General features: G+C 32.7%; 13 protein-coding genes and 1 rRNA gene. 9 read left to right on the forward strand and 5 right to left on the reverse strand.

What is annotated here, in order from left to right; translation table 11 throughout:
• The first annotated feature begins 60 nt into the window (after positions 1-60).
• The gene (locus GOY07_RS04515) at positions 61-195 is read left to right on the forward strand and encodes a hypothetical protein (protein WP_256359460.1); all 135 of its coding nucleotides are present in this window, start codon (positions 61-63) and stop codon (positions 193-195) included.
• Between the two features lie 860 nt (positions 196-1,055).
• Here the strand turns inward: GOY07_RS04515 and GOY07_RS01690 are convergent.
• Entirely contained in the window at positions 1,056-2,261 is a 1,206-nt protein-coding gene (locus GOY07_RS01690; RefSeq protein ID WP_458695340.1) for a Bcr/CflA family efflux MFS transporter, read from the reverse strand.
• A gap of 455 nt (positions 2,262-2,716) precedes the next feature.
• Between GOY07_RS01690 and ubiE the strand changes: the two genes are divergently transcribed.
• The 4 genes from ubiE (at position 2,717) to argS (ending at position 8,865) form a co-directional block, all read left to right on the forward strand.
• Complete coding sequence (gene ubiE, locus GOY07_RS01695) at positions 2,717-3,415, forward strand: bifunctional demethylmenaquinone methyltransferase/2-methoxy-6-polyprenyl-1,4-benzoquinol methylase UbiE (protein ID WP_175837735.1); 699 nt, start codon at positions 2,717-2,719, stop codon at positions 3,413-3,415.
• 552 nt (positions 3,416-3,967) lie between these two features.
• Positions 3,968-4,144 carry a hypothetical protein gene (locus GOY07_RS04330; protein ID WP_246224467.1) on the forward strand — a complete coding sequence of 59 codons (177 nt, stop codon included), beginning with the start codon at positions 3,968-3,970 and terminating at the stop codon, positions 4,142-4,144.
• Positions 4,145-4,343: 199 nt separating this feature from the next.
• A complete protein-coding gene (locus GOY07_RS01705; RefSeq protein ID WP_175837737.1) occupies positions 4,344-6,050 on the forward strand; it encodes an ABC transporter ATP-binding protein in 1,707 nt (568 codons plus the stop codon).
• A 1,117-nt stretch (positions 6,051-7,167) separates the two neighbouring features.
• Complete coding sequence (gene argS / locus GOY07_RS01710; RefSeq protein ID WP_175837739.1) at positions 7,168-8,865, forward strand: arginine--tRNA ligase; 1,698 nt, start codon at positions 7,168-7,170, stop codon at positions 8,863-8,865.
• Between the two features lie 1,476 nt (positions 8,866-10,341).
• Here the strand turns inward: argS and GOY07_RS01715 are convergent.
• The 3 genes from GOY07_RS01715 to rlmB all read right to left on the reverse strand — a co-directional run bounded on the left by GOY07_RS01715 (position 10,342) and on the right by rlmB (position 12,447).
• Positions 10,342-10,875 carry a cytochrome c oxidase assembly protein gene (locus tag GOY07_RS01715; protein ID WP_175837741.1) on the reverse strand — a complete coding sequence of 178 codons (534 nt, stop codon included), beginning with the start codon at positions 10,873-10,875 and terminating at the stop codon, positions 10,342-10,344.
• Positions 10,876-11,598, reverse strand: coding sequence for a Bax inhibitor-1/YccA family protein (locus tag GOY07_RS01720; protein ID WP_175837743.1), 723 nt, complete (start codon positions 11,596-11,598; stop codon positions 10,876-10,878).
• Positions 11,599-11,670: 72 nt separating this feature from the next.
• Positions 11,671-12,447, reverse strand: a complete 777-nt coding sequence (gene rlmB / locus GOY07_RS01725; RefSeq protein WP_175838502.1) for a 23S rRNA (guanosine(2251)-2'-O)-methyltransferase RlmB — start codon at positions 12,445-12,447, stop codon at positions 11,671-11,673.
• A gap of 91 nt (positions 12,448-12,538) precedes the next feature.
• Between rlmB and GOY07_RS01730 the strand changes: the two genes are divergently transcribed.
• A complete protein-coding gene (locus GOY07_RS01730; protein WP_175838504.1) occupies positions 12,539-13,039 on the forward strand; it encodes a Smr/MutS family protein in 501 nt (166 codons plus the stop codon).
• A 389-nt stretch (positions 13,040-13,428) separates the two neighbouring features.
• On the opposite strand, the gene GOY07_RS01735 is transcribed toward GOY07_RS01730, so the two are convergent.
• Entirely contained in the window at positions 13,429-13,977 is a 549-nt protein-coding gene (locus tag GOY07_RS01735) for a hypothetical protein (RefSeq protein ID WP_175837745.1), read from the reverse strand.
• A gap of 221 nt (positions 13,978-14,198) precedes the next feature.
• Between GOY07_RS01735 and GOY07_RS01740 the strand changes: the two genes are divergently transcribed.
• The 3 genes from GOY07_RS01740 (at position 14,199) to sdhD (ending at position 16,545) form a co-directional block, all read left to right on the forward strand.
• Positions 14,199-15,702 (forward strand): 16S ribosomal RNA (locus GOY07_RS01740).
• A gap of 103 nt (positions 15,703-15,805) precedes the next feature.
• The gene (gene sdhC, locus GOY07_RS01745; RefSeq protein ID WP_175837746.1) at positions 15,806-16,183 is read left to right on the forward strand and encodes a succinate dehydrogenase, cytochrome b556 subunit; all 378 of its coding nucleotides are present in this window, start codon (positions 15,806-15,808) and stop codon (positions 16,181-16,183) included.
• Positions 16,180-16,545, forward strand: coding sequence for a succinate dehydrogenase, hydrophobic membrane anchor protein (gene sdhD / locus GOY07_RS01750; protein WP_175837748.1), 366 nt, complete (start codon positions 16,180-16,182; stop codon positions 16,543-16,545). Before sdhC ends, sdhD begins: the two co-directional genes overlap by 4 nt.
• Positions 16,546-16,596 lie beyond the last annotated feature (51 nt).

Below are 16,596 nucleotides of genomic sequence, written 5' to 3' on the forward strand. Positions count from 1 at the left end.
AAAGCTAAAAAGCCAAAGGGTTATTAGTGAAGAGAGGAATATGAAAATTAAAAGCACACAATGGAAGTAACGCATATGTTTAAAAAACTAAATGCTGTAATTGCAGCAAAAAAGTACAGTATAGTACCCAGTGGCAAAAATATGTTCTATTTCAAGAGTAGAACTAACTTTATAGATAAAATACGTCAAGTTTAGAAGAGAAAAAAATTGTTTACTACTTGGAGTATATGTGCAAAATCAGCAAGTTTACAAGTACACCTTAAAAATGAAGTTTTTGTGTATTTACGTCAAGATCAATTCATATTAATGAATCACGGATTGGCACACATTCAGAAGTTGAACACATGTGGTTTAAAAAGGGTGTTAGATATAGGTTGAAGTAAAAAATTAAGTGGTAGAAAGAATTTTTATTTCTACAGTGCAGTTAATTCTAGAAATGGAGGGAATTCTAGCTTATTTATAGCAAATATTAACGCTGATTGTATGAATATATTTTTTGAACAGTAAATTTGCTAGTTGGCATGAGCTAGAAAATTTAAAGGTACCTAAAATATCGAAGATTGTATATCTACTACCACACTTACTCGTCAATTCTAACTTAAGGGCACTTTATATAAATTTATTGCCTCTTCAATATAATTTTTCTATGACGTTGAAAGAGGGGGAGCTGGTAATTTTTCTCCTCTTCCAAATTTTAACAGTTAGTGCTATTCTTGAAATGTAACATGTTTTTGCTACTGGTTATTATACTGTACTTTTTTAGTTTTTTTCAACATGTACGTTATTTCACGCTTTCTTTAGCATTTCTTTTGTTGATTTCATAACTTTTTCATCTAATAACTTTTGTTTTAACACTATTTAAACTTTGCTATTATTGTCTATCAATTTCTTGTATAGTAAAAATTAGTATTAGATATCCTTCATCTTAATTAATTTAAATAAGTTACGCAAGGGGATTCTGTTGCATAGTAACTAGTAAAGAGAGTAAAGATGGAGTGGAAGAAAATGTTCAAACCGCGTACATTGGTGCAGTGTAGTGGTAAAGTCTATTACCATCAGCTATTCAAGTATTCTTCAGCATATTTAAGTAAGAAGTATATAAGAATTGCGATTGTAGAACATATAACTGTCAGTAGTAAATTTGATAAAACTCCATAAGAAAAGAATTTTCCCACTATATATATTCCGATAGTTCCAAACATCATATTGCAGAATGAGAGGACTGCACTACCTAGACCTATGCCTCTGATAGTTTCTAATGCAGAGGTTACGTTATTGCTTATTATCAATGCAAGTCCAATATTGTTTGGAACCCAAAATATTATGAGGGTGGATATGTTTAATTTATCTATTAGATAAAGATATATTAGCGAACAGTCAGACATTATTGGTAATACTAAACCTATCATTAACATCCTGCTAACTCCTACCTTCGGGATATATCTTCTGTTAATTAAAGTTCCGATTATGTAAAATATGACTATGATTGATATAAAATAACCGAAATTTCGCACATCAATGCCCATAGATTCAAATATGAAAGGATAGTTAGCAATATATGCCCAGAGCCACATGAAAGTTAATCCATGAATAGCTGAAAATCCAAGAAAACGGTAATTCCTAAATATTGATATATATTGCTTAGAGACATCAATAATTATATTAGTTATGCTAATCTTAGCTCTATTAATATTGAGTGTTTCTTGTAACTTAAAGTAGATAAATGTAAGCATAATAATTGCTGCTAGTGATATGATAAAAAACAAAAATTTCCAGTGATAACCATGTGAAATCATATGACTACCTATCACTGGAGCGATTCCAGGTGAAAGTGCTACTATCATATTTAACTTTGAAATTACCCTTGAGTATTCACTACCAGAGTACATATCCCTTATTGCTGCGTATCCAACAACACCTGTAACCCCAGCTCCTACCCCTTGTATAAAGCGAATTAGTATTAAGAGCACAATGTTATCAGCTATGTAACATGCAATACTTGCTAAAGTAAAAATTGTCATACCAATCAGCATTACTGGACGTCTACCATAATAGTCAGATAATGGACCATAAATTAATCCAGACATCGCAAATCCAACTAAATTTAAACTAATTGTAAGTTGTACTACATGACCTCCTACCTCAAAATAATTGGCAATACTTGGTAGTGCAACTGAATACAGGTCAGTTGCCATATCGACAATTGCTACAGAAAGTATCACGATAAGAGAGATGATCTTCTGTGGAAGAATTATTACCACTTAATGATTCGCTTGAGTACAGAAATCTTATTATAATATATTTTCTTTATTAGTACATTAATTTAACCACCTGATTTTAAAATACCTTTGTCGTTCAAGTGGTCTAGTTTTTTAAGTTTAACAAGAACACCTAAGTTAGAAAATAATATAGAAAAGTTAGTATATAAAGTATATCTAATGTTTTATGAAGTAATTTAAATCTTCTATGCTACTTAAGCTTAGTATGCATGGTTCATCAAGATTTATCTTGCTCAAGAGTAGAGAATTTTTTACTTATTTCAATAGAAAATTTTAGGTGTGCTTGAATTTTATAATAGCATAGCCCAAAACTGGGTATGATATTGAAGGACATAATTAAAAATTAAGAAAGTATTCTAGTAATAGAATTACTGGATGTATTTTTATGATAATGGTTCAATAACTTTATGCAATGTTTAATAAAAATTAAGAAAGGTATGAATAAGTCAGAATTAGTTAAGAAGGTTTTTGATTCTGTGGCAAATTATTACGATATCATGAACGATATAATGAGCCTAGGAGTACACAGACTATGGAAGAATAAGATGGTAAATAGCGTGCCTTTTACAAAGGGCTCTAAGGTTCTAGATGTAGCTGGGGGAACAGGAGACATAGCAATAAGAATAGTAAGAAGAGAGCCGAGTGTCCAGGTTACAGTATGTGACATAAATCAAAACATGCTAAGTAAAGGACGTAATAAAGCTATAAACTCAAATCAGCTTAATTTTAGTTGGGTGCATGCAAGTGTGGAAAATTTGCCATTTAAAAACTCTGAGTTCGATTATTGCACAATAGCTTTTGGTATTCGAAACGTTTCCGATCGCAAAAAAGCTTTAAGTGAGATGTATAGAGTACTAAAACCCAATGGACAATTTATCTGCTTAGAATTTGCTCCTATGCACTATCAAGACAGGATATTTACTAAACTTTATGACTTATATTCACTCAAAGTAATTCCTAAGATTGGCAATGTAGTTGCTAAAGACAAGAGCTCTTATGAATATTTAGTGAAGAGCATCAGAAAGTTTCCAGCTCAGACTGAATTCAAAATGGAAATTGAAGAGGTGGGCTTTAAGAAAGTTGAATCTCATAATATAAGTTATGGAATAGTGGCATTATATATTGGAACAAAATGAATATTAAACTTTATTATAGAACACTGGATGATTATCTTATTCTTCCAGTAGTTTTTTTGTTAGCTATGAGATTCATTATTGTCTATTCTGCAAGCCATGTAATTGCACAGTCTTTCTTTGCCACAAGATTACTTTTATACGACGCCACATACTTTATATAATTCTATCATTGATTACCTTAGTGACATTTTCTTTTCTCAATACAAAAACTATACTTAACCTCTTATTTGCAAGTCTTACTTTATTTATTATTTTAATGGTGGGTGTGTTAATACTTGGTATAGAGACAAAGGGCACAGAAAGTTGGTACATATTGTCAAAATTTCAGTTCATCTTATCTAAGGTTGTGAGGATTTATAACTTTCTCTTTAATTTACGCAGCACGACAATCTTCAAGTTTTAAAATCATTAGAAGTATTCAAAAAAGGTCAGTTAACTGATATTTGGCCTGGTGAAGGCAGTGTAAAGATCTTTCTTCCTGATTGTCAACACAGATTTTAATTTTCTGTTTTAGTAAAGGAATTTGGTTTGATTATGTGTTTAGCCACATTGATGTTATTCTGCACCATTTCTGCTCGCTTACTTTCTATTGCATATAGAAAAAATGAACTATTTAATTTGCTGGTGATTTTTGGTATCTTAATTCAATTTATTACACAATTTGTAATAAACATATGTGGTAACATTGAGCATTTTTCCAATCACTGGCATAATCTTACCGCTACTTAGCTACGGTGATTTTTTTTATCTTTTGAGCATCGTAGTTGTTATGATGCTGCCTTTTAGTAGAAATTAGGCTATCATATTAAATTTTCGTAAGTGTCTTTCTTTGAAAGACGCACTATAAACTAGTTCATTTATACTATACCTTTCCTCTTTCTCCTGAAATTAAAACCCATATACTTAATTTCAGAAACTTCAAAATAAGATGCGATCTAATATCAGGCAATTATTTTATTACATAAAACCTAATCTGCATTATTTTATCATAGCTTTTATTGCCGTTTTATTTTCAGCTTTAACAATTCTCCTTTTTGGTAGAGGCTTGAGTAACATAATTGATTTTGGTGCGGAGCACAATTTTACCACCAAGCTATTAGTTACTATGTTTATAGTTTTAGTCATTTCTCTCACCGCATTTATTAGGTTATATTTCATTGGAATTGGCAGCGAAAAAGTTATTGCAAAAATAAGATATGACTTGTATGGCAATATTACTGATTTGCAACCAAGTTTCTTTGAGAATACAAGTGTTCAAGATGTCATCTCAGCGCTAATTACTGATACCTCTGTGCTGCAATCGATAATGAATAGCAGCTTACTAACCATATTACGAAATTCTGTAATTTTGATTGGTAGTGTTGTTATGCTACTATATACAAACCTACATTTAACTGCATATGCTGCGGCAATAATACCAATACTACTCATTATCATGACTTCACTTGGGAAGAAAGTACGCAATTATGCATGCTTTGCTCAGAATAAGCTAAGTGAGCTTGCATCATTTAGTGAAGAAAATTTTAGGTCTATAGTAACTATCAAATCATTTGTATTGGAAGAAAATGAAAAAATCCGTTTTAAGGAGTATTTAGATTCAGTGTCGAGGTCATATGTAAAATTAGTATTCTTGCGTGCTATTTTAGTAACCTTGGTTATAGCGTGTGTGATAGGTTCATTGGTAATTTTACTCTTTTTTGGTATTAAAGAAGTCTTAAATAAGAATATAACCATTGGAGAATTATCTTCATTTGTATTTTACTCAGCACTTGCGGCAGGAGCTGTAAACAATTTGAGTGATAACATTAGTGACCTACAGCGTGGCTTTGGAATAATAGAGCGTTTGTTTGAATTTAAGAATATGAAAAGCTCCATAATGGATATTGATGATCCTGTAAAAATTTGTGATATTCAAAAGGGAATTTCCTTTAATGGTGTAACATTTTTTTATGAGTCTCGACCTGATAAGCCAGCACTAGATGATGTATCATTTTCTATAGAGCCTGGCCAGGCAGTATCGATCGTTGGCCCATCTGGTAGTGGTAAGAGTACTATTTTAAAGCTTCTGCTCCGTTTTCATGATCCAAGCAAAGGTAGCGTTACTATTGATGGGTGTAATATTAAATCAATTGCTTTAAGTAATCTTAGATCATTGTTTGGTTTAGTGCCACAGGATCATATGATATTTTCGTGTTCAATACTGGAAAATATACTGTATGGCAAACCAGATGCTGAATATGAGGAAGTGAAGCAAGCAGCTATCAGTGCTTATGCGATGGAATTTGTTGAAAAGCTGCCTGATAAATTTGACACATTTGTAGGAAGAAGAGGATTAAAACTTTCCGAAGGACAAAAACAACGTATTATAATAGCAAGGGCCATACTAAAAAATCCCCAAATTTTAATACTGGATGAAGCAACTTCTGCTCTTGATTATAAAAGTGAAAACCTCGTGCAAAAGGCACTAAGTAAACTAATGCGAAATAGAACAACAATCATGATTACACATAGGCTATCAACTGCACTTAAAACTGATAGGATTATAGTAATTAATCATGGAAAAGTAGAAGAAGTAGGAACCCATGACTCTTTAATGAGTAAAGATGGATTGTATGCAAAATTAACGAAAATATAAGTGGTATGACTGTTAAAGTGCTATGCAAATCAAAAAAATTCAAGTTATACTGCTATCATTGGATAAATGTACTGAACTTAGAAGAAAATCATTAAATTCCTAACTGTTTTAACCTATAATAACTTAATACTATTTTAAAAATGTATAACTTCTCATTTACCAGTACGATTTTTCTAATTATTTATATTATTATTGCTATAATACATATCACAACTCTTGTAATGTATAATGACATTGCAGAATTATTTAATTGCGGAGTGAGAAAGAGATGTGATAAATTTGCATAAGTCACTCTCGAGCAAAGCAATTGTATTATAGACTTTATTACGCAAAAGGCTTCTTCCATTTCTATGATTAACTGTACTGTAGAGATAAAAATTCTGTCTGCCTAATTTTGCTTTAAACTGTGTTCTAGTACTAATTTTCACTGTACAAGGAATTAGTAGATAATAATGGGAAAGGCCGTGGTGGAGTATAAGTAAAATAGCGAGGGTTAAATAGCGTTGAAATCAAAATGAGCAGGTAAAGTAGGCAGGAAGAGTTTTAAAAAAACTTAGTGAGGCTATTGGTAAGTATTATAAAAACAAGAGTTATTTTTCTTTGATAAATTGCGATTTGGTGCAAGAACACAGGTTAAGTAGAATTAGGTAGATGAAATTTTTATTTCCACAGTGCATTCTATTTTAGAAATAGAAGGGGTTATAGTTTATTTCACCGAATGTTAACATTAATTGTATGAATATATTTCTTGAATAAATCACAACACTTAAGAACATAAGAAGCCTTTTTTATCATAGATTGTACTAGTTGGCATAAGTCAAAAAAATTTAAAAGTCTGTAATACAATTGCTTTGCTTGAAAGCTCTTTATGCAAATTTATTATTTCTCTTTCTCACTTCGTTATTGAGTAACTCTGTAATATCACTTGTCTGACTCATTAATAATGAGAATTAGCGTAATATGCGGTCTGTTATATTGCACTTTTTCTGCAATTACAGCATTTCTCTTGCTGATTTTACGACTTTTCTATCCAATAATTTGGTATATATAACGCAACCCTTTCATTAGCCTTATTTATTTGCTATATTGTTAGAGGTTTTCGTGATTTTTTCAGTCGATGAATATTTTTAAACGGATTTCTTCCTTAATTTTAAGTAAATTAAGTGAGTTAAAGCAAGGAACGTCAAGTGCAGTAAGTTTTATTGTGGAGCCTCCAAGCAATAGAGCATACGGTGATATTTATACAAATGTTGCTATGGTGCTTGCAAAGCACGAAAAGAAGAAACCTGTCGAGATTGCAGAGGTTTTAGCTAGAGAATTTGCACTATTTGATGAGATTGCAAAAGTAGAAATAGCTAGCCCTGGTTTTATCAATATAAACTTGAAGGTAGAAGTATGGTATGAGATTTTAGAGCAGATAAATGAATTAAAAACGGAGTTTGGTACTCTCAACATTGGAAATGACCAGGCTATTAATGTTGAATTTGTATCTGCAAATCCAACTGGCCCACTGCATATTGGTCATGCAAGAGGTGCAGTATTTGGTGATGTTTTAACAAATTTGCTGAAAAAGGTTGGTTATAGGGTTACTAAGGAATACTATATTAATGATACAGGAGTACAGATAGACAGGCTAGTTCGTTCTGTGTATTTGCGATATAGAGAAGCTCTAGGAGAAAAAATTAACATTGAAAAAGGTTTATACCCTGGTGAATATTTAAAGCCAATAGGAGAAGGTCTAGCCAGAAAATATGGCAAAGGGCTTCTAGAAAAGCAGGATAATCAAATAATTAGAGAATATACTTTAAACTCCATCTTAGAGATGATAAAGGAAGACATGAATTTACTTGGAGTAAGGCATGATGTTTTCACTTCAGAGTATGAGCTACAAAAAAGTGGTAAGATTGGAAAAAGTATAAAGCTGTTATCTGATAAGGGCTTAGTGTATGAAGGATACCTAAAAGAACCAAAGGGTAAAGGGAGTGAAAATTGGATTTCCAGGAAGGAGATGTTGTTTCGCTCTACAGAATTTGGTGATGATGTTGATCGTGCACTGAAAAAAGAAGACGGCAGTTGGACTTATTTTGCTTCAGACATTGCTTACCATTTTGATAAAATATCACGTGGTTTTAACAATATGATAGTAGCACTTGGTAGTGATCACGGTGGCTACACAAAAAGGTTGAAAGCAGTTATTCCTGTGCTAAGTGATAATCAAGCAAAAATAGAGGTAAAACTGCATAACATTGTGAATTTTTTTGAGAATGGAAAACTTGTTAAGATGTCGAAGAGATCAGGAAACTTTCTGACAGTAAGGGATGTAGTAGAAGAAGTTGGTAAAGATATTACTCGTTTTATAATGCTAACACGCAAGAACGACATGGTTCTTGACTTTGATTTTACTAAAGTTAAAAAGCAGTCAAAAGACAATCCTATTTTTTATGTGCAATATGCGCATGCTCGTGCTCATTCACTGATGTGCAACGCTCCAAAAAAACTCCCAAAAGCGAATCCTTCACTCTTGAGGACCAATGAAGAGCTCTCTCTCATAAAAACCTTGGCAAAATGGCCAGATGTAGTGGAAACTTCAGCAAGGCTTTATGAACCGCACAGAATCACTTTCTATTTGCTTGAAGTTGCAGAAGCATTTCACGTTTTATGGGGTTATGGAAAGAGTAATTTAAATATGCGATTCATACTAGAAGATAACCTAAGTCTTACCGCTGCGAGAATGTTTCTTGTACGAGCTTTAGCACATGTCATCGCTTCTGGACTTTCTATCTTTAACATAGAGCCATTGGAAGAGATGAGGTAAATAAAAAATATAAAAAGCAGTAATACACCTGAGTTAATAAAGAGATAGGTGATACGGAAGCTATACTTCTTATTAGGCAGTAGTTGAGAATCATAAGACAAAATACCTTATTGAATACAAGCAAAAATATCTAGTAAATGTGCACTACGGTACGGTGCAATATTATCACTTAGCTATTATTAGCAACTAAAACAGTGAATATAGATGCAATACCCGCTACGGTAAATTCAGTCTAGGTTTTTGTGATATTGCTTTTTGATCTTGTTTATACATTATATGACTTGGTTCACTAACACTTTTTTTTAATTATGTATATATTAGAAGCTTCTTGTGAAGAAAATAGATGCAATAGTAATATCAGATATCCATTGAAAAAGTTATCGCCAAGTACAGCGTCACAGATGTGCCAATTGCAGTTGAAATAAAAAGCAGAGGCCAAAAACATTTCAGGCAGTAATAATTTAGCAACACTACTAATTGATTGAGTGACTGCGAAAAGTGCTTGGAAAACAGAGAAATTAAACACATAGTAAGGGTGTTTTTGTTATCCATGATGCCCTCAATGACAGTGTAGAGGTTGTGCTAAATCTTATTTGTACTACTACGTGATACAGCAAAAAAAGTGCTGGTAATAAACAAATTACTGATGAAGTGAATTACTAATTCCAATAAAGGAAAAATAAGTGCCACTTCTAAGATATAAGATTAAAAAAATAACCAGAGGGAATAAGCAAGTGCTAATGATAATTTTCATTGTGGTAGGTTAAATGGGTGAGACATTACAGGCTGTTTAATTACGGAGTGGAAAAGATGGAGGTAATAATTTGTACAAAGCACTCTCAAGTAAAGCAATTGTGTTATTGCCTTTATTACGAAAATGTTCTGTTTTATACATAATCAAAAGTCTCTCATAGGATTGAGGGCTCAGATCAGTATAGTAATGGATACCAACTAGTACAACAATTCATGATAAGAAAGGCTTTTTGCATTCTCAGATATTATGCGACATTTGTTCAGAAGATATATTCATACAATTAGGTTGACATCTGGTGCAAATAAGTTAAAATTCTTTGCTGAGGTAAGTAAAATAGCGAGATTTTTAAATTGTGTTATAATCAACAAAATTATTAGATGACAAAGTCGTGGAATTGGTAAAAAATGCTGAAGGAAGTACAAAATAATGCATGTGTTACAAAAAAACAAGTACTGTCTCATTGCAGCAAAAAAGCGCAGTATAACATCTGTAGCAAAAATATGTTGCATTAATGTGCAAAAAATGAAGTTTTTGTATCTTATGTCAAGATTAATCACAATGAACAGGATAAAGGTAGACAGAAAAAGTTAAAAAAAACTTAATGAGGCTATTGATAAGTATCCTGAATAGTAAAACACAAGTTAAAGTAAAATTAGGTAGACAAAATTTTTACTCCAATGCAGTTGACCTTGAAAATTGGTATAAGAGACTCACATTTTCTACTATTTAAGCTTAAAAAATGTATATGATAGTGTTATTTCACTTAAATCTTTTGTGCTATCATCAAGCATTATACTAGGATCTATATAGAAAGCTACTGGCATAGCTACTTTTTGTTTAGGTAACAACATTTGCTCTTCAAAACAGAAGCACGCAACTTTGTTAAAATACTTACCTGCTTTGAAAGGTATGACATTATATACTGCCATTCCAAGTAAAGGCTGATTAGATAGATTTTCTGCGTAATAAAAAGCTAGGCTTTGTTCTCCTATATTTATGTCAATATAGTTAGTTTCTGAGTTGAACTTCCATGGTAATTCTGGCATTATATCAGCGTTAAAATAAACCCTAATTTTTTGGCTGGTTATGTTAGTTATCGCACCTGTTGCTTTTTTTGTTGTACCACCGTATCCAGTAGCTTTACAAAAAATGTTATACAGTGGTACCGATGCATATGCAAGACACAGCATCAATATCACTAAAGATGTTAGAAAAAAAACTATAGAACTCTCACTCCTTTTTCCAAAGGAAAGCATCTAATCCCTATTGTTGAACAAGTTAAGTAACTTGAGTAAATTAAGAAATATATTGATAAAATCAAAATAAAGATTAGTTGCACCAAGTATAGCTAGCTTAGTAATTGTAACCTCTGAGCCATCATTATACCTATAATAAATATCTTTGATTCTCTGAGCATCGTATGCAGTCATGAAGGTAAAGATTATTACTGATATGAATGATATTGTAAAGTAGAGAGGACTGCTTCCAAGGAATAAATTAACTATAGATGCAATGATTAATCCCCAGGTTCCCATAATTAAAAATGAACCAATACTAGTCAAGTCTTTTTTTGTACTGTTGCCGTATAAAGCCATAGAACCAAACATGATTGATGTGATAAAGAATGCTCTTGCTATATTTTCTGCAGTGTAAACTATAAAAATATAGGATAGAGAAATTCCCATTAGAACTGAAAACAGGAAAAATACAGTGACTGTAGACTGAGCACTTAGGTAGTGAAGCCTATAAGACATGTAAAATACCAGTGCAATTGGAGATAGCATTGTTACAATCGACAGAACTGGATTAGAATAAATTACCTGGAAAAGACCAAAAAATACCGTTAGAAATGCAACAAGCCCTGTCACACCCAAAGCTAAAGCCATATAATTATATACTTTAGTTAGATAATTTCTAAGCCCAGCGCTATAGTAAACGCCTTGAGAACGGATATCCTGCTCATTTTTCATATAAGACATAATAATATACTCCTTGTTGTCCCTTAATAATACTTATTGTAATACGAAACTGCACTTTTATCAAGTATAAAATCACTTTTTATTATAACTAATATGCAATGTTTTAGTATAGATAGAGTACAATCCTATTGCTGCTGCATTTGAAACATTTAAGCTATCAGTTACATTTGACATTGGGATTTTTAAAAGATGATCACAATTCTCTTTAACCAACTTCCGTATTCCTTTCTCTTCAGAACCAAAAATGGTTACTATTCTTTTCCCAAAGCTCTTTATTTCATCTATGTTCTCTTTAGCATTGCTATCAAAACCATAACACCAGTAACCTACTTTTTTAAAATATTCCATAGTTTTTACTATGTTTGTGACGTATACTAGAGGGACAACATCTAATGTTCCACTTGCTGCTTTTGCGATAGAAGCATTTTCACTTGGTGAATGGTTATATGGTAAAATCAATGCGTTAATATTAAAACAAGCTGATGTTCTTAAAATTGATCCAATGTTGTGCGTATCAGTAACTTGATCTAAGATGACTATAATAGAGCTGTCGCTCGAGTTTTTAGATATTTCTTCAATGCTCAAGGTATGGGAAATAGGGGCAACTTTTAAAGCAATTCCCTGGTGGTTAGCACTTTTAGATAGAACTTCATTAAGTATTTTATTCTTCACTAGCTGGAGTTTAATACCCTTATTATTTGCACATTGCATAATTTCTTTTTCATATTCTCTATAGAAATTTTCTGTTACCAATAGTTCTATACACAGCCTATTTTTGTTCTTTAGTGCTGACATGCAGGTGTGTTTCCCATACAACCAAAAGTTCTCATTAAGTTTTGACGGTTTCATCATGTTGTCGAAAGTCTAATTTTATAAGATGAGCAACATTTTACTATATTTAGATATTGTTGTAAAATTGTATAATTTAATTAATATATTTATGTTAGACGATGATTTAGATTGGAAAAAAAACGTTAAGCTAACAAAATGTGAAAAAGTTACTTTGAAAGTAGATCATAAGGTGGATGTAAAATCTATAGTCAATAAAGGTACTTCTGACTTACAAGAAAAATTTTTTAGCACTAACAATATTAGCTTGTCATTTTGCCTTGACTATAACACAAAATCAAAAATTGATAAGGGTAAATATTTTATAAATGATAGACTAGACCTTCATGGCTATAATATAGAGTGTGCTTACTGTAAATTGATAGATTTTATTATTAAAAATTATCAAGCAGGAAGTAGGTGTTTATTGATAATTACGGGGCAAAGTAATGTAACAGGTAAAACGGACACTATAAAAAATAATTTAAGTAGGTGGTTAGATGATACTAAAGTTCGGCATATGATTCTATATTATCAAAGGGCTACAAAAAAACATGGTAGTAAAGGGGCTTTTTATGTTTTATTGAGAAAGAATAAAAATTTTATACTCTGAATTGTATTGTTATCAGGTACTAAAATTTTCTTTTAAGCTTTAATTTGGATAGATTTCTTGCATAGCATAGAGAAAAGTAGATAATTCACTTTTTAAGTTGACTTTTTTTATAATGCTGCCGACTTAAGTTGCTTCTACCATAAATACTTCAGAAATTTATTAAGCAAGAAAAAGGCAAAAGAAACTCATGAACTAGTGTTCAAAATCCTCTGTCTTAAATGCTTTTAATGCAGGAAATTAAGCGTGAGATGCTGAATATTCTATTTTTTGTCATTAACTCATACAAATTGCGAAGTAAATAATTCGTTTTCATCAGCACCTAAAAATGATGACTAGATACTCAAGTGCACTGCTAAAGATATATGATTATACAGAAAATTTAACAGGTTTTAATTCCCGTATATCTGAAGTAATTCTTGTGCTCTATCCTTTATTAGAGTTGGGCATTTCCTATCATTTAATAGTAAAAGTAATGTTTTAATCGCACCTTTAATGTCATTATTATGTATCTTTACTATAGCAATAGCTTCTTGGCTTGAATAGGGGTATACTGTGCTTGATTCTAGATTATTGATTTTATCTTCATTTATTTTTTTACCATTTAAGTGAAGTAAATTTATTACTTCTAAATATTGAGCTAGCTCGCGTAAAACATTAGGAATTTCTTTATTATTTGCCATATCACTATAAATAGATAGTGCGTCTGTTAGTGTTAAATTTAAGATGTGATTAAATGCACCTTCAAAATTTGCTAAATGCTTCCAATTTGAATCTGTTTTTTCTAGTAGGTTATTCTCTTTTTTAAAGAATAGTATTTTATAAAACTGATTACCTGCGGTTATAGATTGTTTTGTGTTATCAATATTACGTAATAAGTATAATATAATAATGCTTACTAATGTTGATACCAATGCAAGTAAAAAGATGTATTTCTTCATAGTAATATCTCAATAGATATGTACTTATATCTTAGTGCTTTATTAATTTGCAAAAATATATTGACATAGTTATTACGTCATGTAATAATATTTTTAAAGTTGTTTGAATAGTTGGAAGTTAAAATATTTCTAGAGTAGAAATAAAGACAGCAGTATAAGGCTAAATTATTTTTTTATCGGATTTATCCGATATACCCTTAACCTTTTATAGGTTAAAGTCTAAATTTGAGAGTTTGATCCTGGCTCAGAATGAACGCTGGCGGCAGGCCTAACACATGCAAGTTGAACGTGGTTATATTATAGCTTACTATAATATAGCTAAGTAGCAGATGGGTGAGTAATATATAGGAATCTACCTGGTAGTACGGAATAATTGTTGGAAACGGCAACTAATACCGTATACGCCCTACGGGGGAAAGATTTATTGCTATTAGATGAGCCTATATTAGATTAGCTAGTTGGTGGGGTAATAGCTTACCAAGGCAATGATCTATAGCTGATCTGAGAGGATGATCAGCCACACTGGAACTGAGATACAGTCCAGACTCCTACGGGAGGCAGCAGTGGGGAATATTGGACAATGGGCGAAAGCCTGATCCAGCCATGCCGCATGAGTGAAGAAGGCCTTTGGGTTGTAAAGCTCTTTCAGTGAGGAAGATAATGACGGTACTCACAGAAGAAGTCCTGGCTAACTCCGTGCCAGCAGCCGCGGTAATACGGAGAGGGCTAGCGTTATTCGGAATTATTGGGCGTAAAGGGCGCGTAGGCTGATTAGTAAGTTAAGAGTGAAATCCCAAAGCTCAACTTTGGAATTGCTTTTAAAACTGCTAATCTAGAGGTTGAGAGAGGATAGAGGAATTCCTAGTGTAGAGGTGATATTCGTAAATATTAGGAGGAACACCAGTGGCGAAGGCGTCTATCTGGTTCAAATCTGACGCTGAGGCGCGAAGGCGTGGGGAGCAAACAGGATTAGATACCCTGGTAGTCCACGCTGTAAACGATGAATGTTAAATATGGGAAGTTTACTTTCTGTATTACAGCTAACGCGTTAAGCATTCCGCCTGGGGACTACGGTCGCAAGATTAAAACTCAAAGGAATTGACGGGGACCCGCACAAGCGGTGGAGCATGTGGTTTAATTCGATGCAACGCGAAAAACCTTACCACTCCTTGACATGGAAATTATACCTATTCGAAGGAATAGGGTCGGTTAGGCCGGATTTCACACAGGTGTTGCATGGCTGTCGTCAGCTCGTGTCGTGAGATGTTGGGTTAAGTCCCGCAACGAGCGTAACCCTCATCCTTAGTTACCATCAGGTAATGCTGGGGACTTTAAGGAAACTGCTAGTGATAAACTGGAGGAAGGTGGGGATGATGTCAAGTCATCATGGCCCTTATGGAGTGGGCTACACACGTGCTACAATGGTGGCTACAATGGGCTGCAAAGTCGCGAGGCCAAGCCAATCCCTTAAAAGCCATCTCAGTTCGGATTGTACTCTGCAACTCGAGTGCATGAAGTTGGAATCGCTAGTAATCGTGGATCAGCATGCCACGGTGAATACGTTCTCGGGTCTTGTACACACTGCCCGTCACGCCATGGGAATTGGTTTCACTCGAAACTAATGACCTAACCGTAAGGAAGGAGTTATTTAAAGTGGGATCAGTGACTGGGGTGAAGTCGTAACAAGGTAGCAGTAGGGGAATCTGCAGCTGGATTACCTCCTTGGGCTTTGTGCATGATTCATCACTTTCAATAGTGATGCTATTATGTACTATACTGCTGTCTTTACTTCTACTTTATTTTTTTAATTTCCTAATAATGGAATTTTATGAGTGATAGACCACTTTCTCCGCATTTACAGATATATAAAATACAAGTTACTGGTTTCTTCTCTATGGTACACAGATTGACTGGTATCTTACTATTCCTTTTATTAGTGGTGCTTTCTTGGTATTTTATATTACATATTTATTTTCCTGCTCTACTTGTGGTAGAGTATTTAGAAGTATTATTATCTACTTTTATTGCTAAGCTAGCTTATGTTCTATGCTTTATGAGTTTTTTATACCATTTTCTTAATGGTATTCGTCATTTATTATGGGATGCTGGGTTTAACTTAGAGATTGCTGATGTTTCAAAAAGTGCTATGCTACTGGCAGTAACGCTGCTTTTTTCTACTATAGCTTTTTTATTTGTGTTAATATGAGTCAACCTGGAAATGCAGTATATTATTGGTGGGTTCAGCGTACTTCTGCTATAGTTTTAATATTTTTACTTCCATGGTTTATTTATTCATTTTCTTGTGCATTTTATGCTAATGGATCTTTATCTTTTAATGAAAAATTATTTCAGGCTATTAATCATCCTCTAGAGCTTCTATTTTTTGTTGTATTACTGTTTTATATTTTCTGGCACGCAGTTCTTGGAATGCAGGTAGTGTGTGAAGATTATATACACAGCATACCTCTAAGGATTTTTATAATTACATGTATAAAGTACTTATCAAGCATTACTTATATAATTCTTACCTTTACAATTTTTTTCTTTTATAAGCATATTTTCTTGTAAAATTGCCAGCTCTATATTAATAGATTATTAAAGTGTTAATTTTATTATTAA

Origin of the sequence: Wolbachia endosymbiont of Litomosoides sigmodontis (genome assembly GCF_013365435.1) — a bacterium.
Taxonomy (GTDB): domain Bacteria; phylum Pseudomonadota; class Alphaproteobacteria; order Rickettsiales; family Anaplasmataceae; genus Wolbachia.